Here is an 8666-nt window from a genome sequence, read left to right on the forward strand (position 1 = left end):
CTTTACTTGAACCAATGAAGGGGATTCGTGTATTGTCCGTTGTGCCGGACTTCAAAGTGTAAATGCGGGCCGGTTGACCGCCCTGTGTTACCCACTCTAGCGATCATTTGACCGGCTGTAACAGTTTCCCCTGCCTGGACAGTTAAGCTCGAATTATGACCGTATAACGTCTGGACGTTGCTGCCATGATCAATCACAACGGCATTCCCATATGTGCCTTTCCTGCCTGCTTCGGTCACCACCCCATTGGCTGAAGCAAGCACAGGAATCCCAGCCGGGGCAGGGATATCTGTCCCGGTATGAAAGGCCCGTTCTTTAGTGATCGGGTGTGTACGCCAGCCATAGGAGCTGCTGACGGCTTTGAAGTTAGGGACGGGAAAGACAAGGTGCTGGCCTTCAAGATCAAAAGATAGATCACTCTCTTTCAATTCAACGTCTTGGTTGTCATTGATGGTTAAATACTGCATGGCTTTTGACACGTAGTCTTTATCGCCAAAACTTGCCCACCCTAATTTTTGAGCATTCAAATCAGAAAACTCCTCTGACAAGCTTTGCTCCCAAGCCTTACCGTTATCCGCAACGTAAGGAATAAACGCATTTCCAAAATTATAGGCTTGAATGAGAGTTTTTAAATCAACGTCGTGTCTTTTCATCTCGTCAACACCACGCTTAAAGTGGGCAACACCCGCTTGAATACTCTTTTTTGGATCTTGAATGGTATTTGGGGGCAAGCCTAAACTCTCGCTCGACTGCATAACATCAGGTAAAACGCCCTGACTTTCCAGCTGGATCAACACCAAAATCAAATCAGTGTACTGAAGCAAGTCGTAAGCTTCCAACTCTTTTTCAACGGTCTCTTGCCACTGCAAAACACGCTCACTAAGCCCTGCGGACGCATAAGACCGTTGCTCTTCTTCCTGCATTTCAAAGGCATTGCCGGTTCCCGCAACAGCGAGTCCAAAAATCATGAGTCCACCTAAGACCAAGCCACCAATCGCTAGTCCCTTAGCCGCTAACCCTTGTTGAATCGTGGACAGGGCAAAGTAAACGGCTTTTTTGAGGCTTAATCCGCCTGTTTGAAGGACAGACACCGTCCCTTTGCTGATGCCTTTCATTTTGGTTAACCGGTGCCGATTCCTTACGACGTTTCGTCCTTTGATGGCTTGTTTTTGGCGGACAAAGCCTTTCCCTTTTTTTAATATCTCTTTTGTTGTTTTTGCATGCGATAGCGCACGTCCCGTAGCGGTTGAGGCCGTATCCATGACCGGGTTTGTGCTTTCCATGGCTCCAGCCGCTAAACTCTGCGCTTGTAGTTGACTGGTACGCGTTGCCCCGGTCACAAGCGAACGGGAGCGTTGGCTGGACTGGACAAACTGCTTGACGCTTTGTGTGGCACGCACCAGTCTTTTCCGCTTACGGTTTGCCGCATAAACGGCCTGGTAGCCTGTATCTAAGTCCTCTAAATGGTCATGCACCAATGTGTTGGTGAGCCGATCCAAAATGATCCCCTGACTGTTTCCCTTCTCTTTATCACCAACGTGTAGAGACGCAGGAACCACAACGGTTTTGTTAATGACACCCTCTTTTAAACGGCGCAAATGAATGGGTTGGCTGTTGTATTGCGTCTTCAAACGTTTTAAATCGGTTTGTTTAAGAGTTAAGGGCGAACGGTTATGACGAAGAACCTTCAGCTTGGCCTTGTCTAACGCTGCCCGTTTAAATCGCAGTGGGGCATGGTTAATAGGGATACTGCTTGAGTCTCTTAATCGTTTAAACCGTCTCGTTGAGAGCGATCGCGTTTGCTTGATCGTGTATAAGGTTTTTGTCTTATTGGTAGAGAATGGCTGACTGGACTTTAGCGGTAATTCTTTTAATAGAATTGGAGTCACGCGTTTTAACTCTATCTGTCCACTAACTGTTTGTTTGTTCGGTTTCGGTGTCAAAGTGCCTCGTTCTAGCTTGTAGTGATAGGTTTGTTGAGCCTTTAGTGATAAGTTATTTGAAGTTGTGGAAGCTGTTTGTTTCGTTTGTTCTTGCGTTCTCACTCTATTTCCCGCTAACGTTGGATCTAAATCTTTAGTTTGACTATTGCGAGTCAGCCTCTTTGTGTCTAATTTGGTTTTATTCAAAACGAGACCCTCTGTACGGCCGTTAAAATGCCCTCTGATCGATTTTAGTGTCTCGTTGGGTGATTGTATCTGTTTAGAGGCTATTTTCACGTCATATTCCCTGTCGTTTGGATACGTTCGTGTCAACGCCTGCGTTACTGACTGACTCCCTCGCTTATCGTTACGATTCAGTAAACGTCCTGTTTGTTCGTTGTGTTTCGTCATACGGATCACCTATTCATTCACTTATTAGTTCCGACGTACTTCGTCCAACTTTGTGGTCATGAGTTGGTACAAGTCGGTGTCTCTTGGGAACTGATCATCAAAAGGTAAAATACTTCCGCCGTACTTAATGAGGCCACTCCCTGCTTTCGCGTTTCGGACATAATTTAGTTGATTGTCTGATAAGCTATACAACGCTTTAATCTCTCGCGTATCTGTTTCGGCTTGATTTAGTAACATGATGTACTGACTGTTGGCCAACATCGTCACCGCTTTGTCACTGACCAGCATATCGATAATATTTTGCGTCATGCCTGTGGGGATTCCGCCATATTTTCTAGCCTGTTTATAGAGTTGGAATAAAAAGTCTTGAGCGTAGTCATTTTTAAAGAGTAAGTGCGCTTCATCAAAATAAATCCAAGTGTGTTTCCCACTGTCTCGGTTCTTTCTGATCCGGTTCCACACTGCGTCTAGGACAATAAGGAGCCCCAGGGTCTTTAACTGATTCCCTAAGTCTTTAATATTGAAACAGACAAAGCGACTGTCCACATCAATGTTGGTGTGGCCCGTAAAGGTATCTAAATACCCTAAAACGTACATTTCAAGTGCCGTAGCTAAGTCTTTGGCTTCCGGTTCTGCCTGGGCTTTGACTTGATTGTAAAAGTCTTCCAGCGTCGGGAGGTGTTTTCGGTCAAAGTCTGACTGTACGAACGCTTTGTATGTGAGTCGAATGCAGCGGTCAATAATGGACTTCACTTTCGGCGCCATGTTTCCACCTAAGATCACGTCACACACCGATAAAATAAATTCTGTTTTAAACGCAAAGGGATCCACTTCATCTTTTTTTCGGGCCGGATCCACGTCATCAATAATGGTAATATCCATCGGGTTGATCGTATGCTGATTATTGGTCGATACGTTGATCAACTCACCCCCAAGGTTTTTGACCAGTTGACCATATTCGTTCTCAGGGTCAATCACGATAATGTCATCTTCCGTATTCAGTAAAACGTTCGTGATCTCTCGCTTGCTGGCAAAGGACTTGCCACTGCCGGGGATTCCTAAGATAAACCCACTCGCATTGTGTAAGTTTTTACGGTTCAGTAAGATTAAATTGCTTGTTAAAGGATTCATACCATAATAGAGTCCATTGGCGTCATTAAATTCAAGGGACGTAAACGGCATAAAAATAGCCGTGCTTTGTGTGGTCAGCGTCCGTTCAATTTTAAGTAAATTATTCCCAAAGGGCACCGTACTGGCTAGACCGTCTTCCTGTTGGAAATTTAGAATATTCAAGGTACAGATATGCCGACGGGCAATGGTACTCAGTTCTTCGTAGTGCGCTTCCAGCTCGTCTTGACTGTCCGCAAAGTACGTAATTAAAATATTGGTCGTGAACAGCTTTTCATTATCATCTTGCAGCTGCTCCAACATGGCTTTCGCGTTTTTCAACCCACTTTCCAAATTGTGTGGGACAAAGGTTCTTAAGTACCCCTTTTGTAAGCTATCTTGTTCCAAATCCATGCTGTCACTTTCCATGCCGGTAATTTGACGGTTAATTAAGCGGATCGCTTTATCTGGGGCAATACTCTGTAAGTTAATCGTTAGAATCATTTTCATGTCACGTTCAGTCAGCTCGGTTAAAATATCGTCTTTGATCCGGGACGGGAAATTCGTTAACAAGGTGGACTGGAAATACTGATCCCCCACGCGTCCCTGGTTCCGTTTAAATTCAAAGGACATCGGTGCAATCTGGTCTTTGGTGTTCAATCCCTGTTTCGTTGTTTCAGTTAGATCAAAGCCGCGAGTGATCTCGTTTCGGTAAATCTCTTCATACAAGGCCAAGCGTTCCGTGAGCGTTAATGGCACAAGCGCTGTCCCTAAGTTTTGAAAGCCTTGAACCAGGTTCGATTCATTCCGTGCCAGGATCATTTTTGCACGTTCATAATCCTTTGCTTCCACGGTAATCGTGACGTATTTCAAGCTCTCGATATCGTTATTTCCTTCTGATATCTTTTCTGCTAACATATGGTTATATTCTTTCCGGTAGTGATTAAAGCGGTCGTCACGTTCTTCTAAAAAGATTTTTTCTTTCAAATCATCTAAGTCAATGTCGCGATTGACGATAGAGATTTGATAGGCGGCGCGATCGTCCATTGAGCTTAATACATGGCAATACTGCTCAAAGTAGTGCTGTTTTTGCTCAATCGGTGCAATCTGATAATTAATATCGTGGAAAGAATAGACCTTGGAAAAACGTTCCTTCTTCACTTGAAACACACCGTCAGCGTAAGCGTTGAGATACGGTAAGGTGTCTTGTGAGGATTGGAATGTTTTTTTCGTTTGGCGTTTGTTTCGTCGCTCTTTTAGTAATCCCAGCATTATTTTAACTCCCCCTGTGCTCCATTGACGTGCTCTCTTTTGGAAGACGTTGAGCCTTGCCTGTTCAGTCGACGTCCAATGGTCGTGTTTTTCACCCGATCCCGTCTGTCCTGGTATTTATCCAGTATGAGTTGCTTGTTCTCAGCTTCTACTTCCGCTTTTAAATAACTCTCTCGTAGAGCGGAAAACGTATTGTGTGTTTGGTACGTACGCTTTTTGGGTTTAACGAGCTCCGACTGAATAGCAAACCAGGCGACTTTTTCAAAGTCCTGTTTGTTGGGTTTCCATAAAGCAATAGCCCCTGTAACCACGGCCACAACGAGCATGAGCCAATCAACCAATTCATTGTATAGAAACGTTTTCGCGTAAAGGTGCAACAAGACATTAATGACTAGCATGCAGCCAAAAGCAACGTTTTGTCTCAGTGTTAATTTGAACAGATACTTTGTTTTATAATCCCTGATTTCTTTGGGTATTTCTCTTTCCAGCATAAAATCTACTCCTTCTTAACCTAAGCCAACCACTTCTTTACTCCAGGCTTCTGATTTGAATATCGAAAAGGCGAGAATGATGTTTAAAAATAACGCCCGAATCAACTCGGTAAACATACTCATATCGTCTGACAGGCCTAACACAGTCACTTCGCTGATTTGTTGAGACAATAAGAGTAAAACAACAATCATACCGCCTTGTAACACGGTGCCTAAAAAGCTTTGTAAGAACCGTTTACTCATACCGTTGTACTCTTTAAAGGGCAATGTTGCCATTGGAATAGGGCTAAAGGTCTGTAAGAGAATAAGTTTCAAGATACGACTGTATATCGCAATCTTTACAATAAACCCTGTTATCCATCCGCCAAAGGCTAAAGGAATCAGCGTAAACGTTAACGTGATCTTTTCCCACCGTCCGGCGTCTTCAATTTCTGCCATCAAGTCATCGATCCCACCAGCCGATATTTCTGTTCCAAGCGCCCCCAGGTCCCCGATCAATTCATTCCCAAATACAATCACGGCTTCAATCATTTGAGGCGAGTAGTCAATGATGGCTTTGGCAAAGACCAATTTAACGCCCAACAAGATGAATTCAACCCACATGTCCTGCTCACGTCCGTAGTTCATCTGCGTAAACTTCTCGATCATCTCTAAAAAAAAGATGATACCGATCAATGAGACCGCAACGGGGATCAAGATACTGGAAATCACTTGAGCGAAACCCGTCGTATCTAAGCCCGTCCCTGTAATCACGTCAATGACATCTGATCCTAAGTCATCTAAGAAAGTCGCTTCAAGTAACCACTTCAAAATGGATTCACTTAAGGACATTCCCGCACCTCCTTTCTTGAATGAGTATCAGAAAGCAGGTTAAAACCCAATCAAGGTCATAAAGAAGGGCAGACCAAAGGCCAACATCAAGCCCCCTGACAAAAACTTAACCCCCATAGATTTGGATTGCGGGTTGTCTTGAATGATGGATAGAATTAAAGACCCTGCACCAAAAACAGCTAGCAACATGCCAATGCGGATTAACCAGGGCTGTAAAAAGTCAGTAGCGATAGAATCCAGTTTGTCTGTGCCATTTGTAGCGAACACAGGTTGTGTGCTAAGTAGGCATAGCATACCGATAAGAGCGACACTCCATAAAATCTTGCGTGCGTATTTTTTCATTTTTATCATTCTCCTTTTTGTGACTAACACGTTCCCAGTAAAGACTGAGAACCTTCAGCGGACAGGACAGCAGGTGTTTAAAATTTAGCGTGCGCATCACTCCCTTCACATTTTTATTTCAAATTCTTTCTTCAAGGGCTTCACTGCTTGGTACCTCAACTAATTCCCGTTCGTTGATGATGGTATCCACGAATGTTTGGTTGTTTTGTTCAGTCATATATAGGTCTGTGAGCTCACTGTTTGTTTGTTCGGTGACTGCCTTTTTCTGTTCGTCTGACAAGTCCGAACGCTTCGTTATCTGACGTTCCACTATTTCTTTATAAAGATTTAACTCGTCTTCAGTCATTGCTGTAAAGGCTTGAGGGCTTTGTTCTGTCGGGTGATTTGTTGGGTGTTGTTTTTTAAGTGCTGCTTTATAGGATACATAATCAAACGCATTCGAGTCATTTGGCGTATCGTGGAGGAGTTTGTAGCGTTTATGCTTGTTGAGGGGATATTTATCATCTAAAAAAGGATCCAATCCACGAATAATTGTGACGTTTTTTGAATCGTCCAGGTGACCTAATTCGTCTGGTGTCAAAAGGTCACGGCCGGTTTTTTGGTGGTTGAGACTGTTGGAGCGACTACTGCCGCGACTTTTTCCTTCACTGCGTGTATCGATCGTTTCTTTGCCTAAGAGTTTGCTGACGTAGTCGTTTGTACCTTTTTCATTACTCCCTAAATAAACAAACGTATCGCAGTTTCCAATCAGTGATTTCCAGCTGGTTTTATATTTTGCTTCGATTTGTGATAAGTCTTGGGTAATGATCGTGGCGGATAGTTTCCGGCTACGCATGGTGGCCAGGCGCTGCTCAAACTGATTAATGCGGCCAATATTGGCAAATTCGTCTAACATCAAGCGAACAGGATACCTTACCCCCTGTTCAAAGTCGTGAATATGGTATAACCGCTGAAACACCTGCTCTAAAAACATAGCGACTAAAAAATTGTACGTCTGATTCGTATCGGACAGTAAGATATAAATAACAGTTTTTTCATTGGCCAGGTCATCAATGGCCATATCATCGTATGCTGTCAGATCAGACACGGCTTGAATATTAAAGGGGCTTAAGCGGACGGACGTGCTAATTAAAATACTTTGTCGCGTTTTGTCTGCACTCTGTTTGAAAATTTGATACTGCCGGTAAGCGAAGTTGTTGGGGTCGGTGGCGTGTGTTTCATTCATTAAAAGATCCAGATCCGTTTCCTGTGTCTCGTCGCTGCTTTGGGCGTATTCGAGTAACCGTAAGACCGTCGAGACGTTTCTGTACTCTTTTTCGTCAACGTAGTAGTGGATATAAGCGATCAAGCTTTGAAGAAGGGCTTTTTCTGACTTTTCCCAAAAGGGGTCGTTTGATTTTTGATCAGGGGCTTGGGTGTTGTGGATCAGGTTGTCGATCAATACCAATATATCTTCGTCATTTTTGATATACGCAAATGGATTGTACTTAAACGATTGGGACATATTATATAGATCAAATACCTTGATTGTGTATCCTGCGTCTTCAAACATATTGCCTGTGTCTCGCAACATTTCCCCTTTGGGATCAGTGATGATGTAACTCGAATGCTGTTGTAGAAGGTTGGGTTTCACTAAAAAGCGTGACTTTCCTGCCCCACTTCCCCCAACAACGAACACGTTGTTGTTTCTTTTTGCTCGGCCTTTATCGAGCGCTAGTTTCGTGTTTTTTGACAACAACAGATTGTCATCCGCTTGTTTATCTACATAGGGCTTCAAGTCTTTGAGGCTCCCCCATTTGGCACTGCCGTATTCTTCACGGTGACGGTAATGTTTAGGATTAATGTATGTGTGTGCGCCATAAATGGCCACAAGAGAAGAAAACAAAGCAAAGACTGTGAGGTCTTCCCTGACGGGTAAAGCGAAGGGCACTTGAATGAATGATCGGATACTATCTTCAACAATTTGAGGCTGGAAGTCATACCCGCGATTGACAAGCATACTGCCACGAATAATTAAGAGAGACAAAACGATATACATACCTATAAAGATAAGTAAACTGACGGTTTTATTCTTAGTCATAGAAACGATTCACCTCATTTTCTTTTCGTTTTAATTTCATCTGCTTTTTTTCTGCGCGATTTTCAAACCATGTAAATAATTTGTCTAAAGTTTTAACGATAAATATTAAGGTTTTGAAAACAAACGGTATAAGCAACGCTGCTGTGATCAATGAACGGTAGTCTTGAATAGCTGTATCTAAAAAGAAAAAAGCTGTGATAACATAAAAGG

The 8666-nt window shown here is 43.4% G+C and carries 7 protein-coding genes; all 7 read right to left on the minus strand.

Going from position 1 to position 8666, the window contains the following annotated elements:
* Positions 1 to 2 precede the first annotated feature (2 nt).
* Entirely contained in the window at positions 3 to 2129 is a 2127-nt protein-coding gene (locus BMX83_RS07390) for a lysozyme family protein (RefSeq protein ID WP_177170535.1), read from the minus strand.
* Positions 2130 to 2357: 228 nt separating this feature from the next.
* Positions 2358 to 4712, minus strand: coding sequence for a VirB4-like conjugal transfer ATPase, CD1110 family (locus tag BMX83_RS07395; RefSeq protein ID WP_091635444.1), 2355 nt, complete (start codon positions 4710 to 4712; stop codon positions 2358 to 2360).
* Positions 4712 to 5203, minus strand: a complete 492-nt coding sequence (locus tag BMX83_RS07400) for a PrgI family protein (RefSeq protein WP_091635446.1) — start codon at positions 5201 to 5203, stop codon at positions 4712 to 4714. The genes BMX83_RS07395 and BMX83_RS07400 overlap by 1 nt, the downstream gene beginning before the upstream one ends.
* 15 nt (positions 5204 to 5218) lie before the next feature.
* On the minus strand, positions 5219 to 6034 hold the full coding sequence (locus tag BMX83_RS07405; RefSeq protein WP_091635449.1) for a VirB6/TrbL-like conjugal transfer protein, CD1112 family: 816 nt from the start codon (positions 6032 to 6034) through the stop codon (positions 5219 to 5221).
* A gap of 39 nt (positions 6035 to 6073) precedes the next feature.
* Entirely contained in the window at positions 6074 to 6376 is a 303-nt protein-coding gene (locus BMX83_RS07410) for a hypothetical protein (RefSeq protein WP_091635450.1), read from the minus strand.
* A 118-nt stretch (positions 6377 to 6494) separates the two neighbouring features.
* Positions 6495 to 8456, minus strand: a complete 1962-nt coding sequence (locus BMX83_RS07415) for a VirD4-like conjugal transfer protein, CD1115 family (protein ID WP_091635452.1) — start codon at positions 8454 to 8456, stop codon at positions 6495 to 6497.
* On the minus strand, positions 8449 to 8666 hold a 218-nt coding region (locus tag BMX83_RS10930), incomplete at its 5' end, for a hypothetical protein (protein ID WP_177170536.1). The genes BMX83_RS07415 and BMX83_RS10930, both read right to left, overlap by 8 nt.

This window comes from Alkalibacterium gilvum (assembly GCF_900109085.1).
GTDB classification, from domain to species: domain Bacteria; phylum Bacillota; class Bacilli; order Lactobacillales; family Carnobacteriaceae_A; genus Alkalibacterium; species Alkalibacterium gilvum.